1 rRNA gene is annotated in these 595 nt (G+C 48.1%); it reads right to left on the reverse strand.

Annotated features, from left to right (window positions below):
- Positions 1-595: ribosomal RNA gene (locus tag D1012_RS22900) — 16S ribosomal RNA — on the reverse strand; the annotation flags it as partial.

Genomic DNA, 595 nt, shown 5'->3' on the forward strand with positions numbered 1-595 from the left:
CCTTAGCCGTCAATTCCTTTGAGTTTCACCGTTGCCGGCGTACTCCCCAGGTGGAATACTTAATGCTTTCGCTTGGCCGCTTACTGTATATCGCAAACAGCGAGTATTCATCGTTTACTGTGTGGACTACCAGGGTATCTAATCCTGTTTGATACCCACACTTTCGAGCATCAGTGTCAGTTGCAGTCCAGTGAGCTGCCTTCGCAATCGGAGTTCTTCGTGATATCTAAGCATTTCACCGCTACACCACGAATTCCGCCCACCTCTACTGTACTCAAGACTGACAGTATCAACTGCAATTTTACGGTTGAGCCGCAAACTTTCACAACTGACTTAAAAATCCATCTACGCTCCCTTTAAACCCAATAAATCCGGATAACGCTCGGATCCTCCGTATTACCGCGGCTGCTGGCACGGAATTAGCCGGTCCTTATTCATAAGGTACATGCAAAAAGTCTCACGAGTCTCACTTTATTCCCTTATAAAAGCAGTTTACAACCCATAGGGCCGTCATCCTGCACGCTACTTGGCTGGTTCAGACTCTCGCCCATTGACCAATATTCCTCACTGCTGCACCCCGTAGGCACTGTTGGCA

Source organism: Pseudotabrizicola alkalilacus, assembly GCF_003443995.1.
In the GTDB taxonomy this organism is placed as follows: Bacteria; Pseudomonadota; Alphaproteobacteria; order Rhodobacterales; family Rhodobacteraceae; genus Pseudotabrizicola; species Pseudotabrizicola alkalilacus.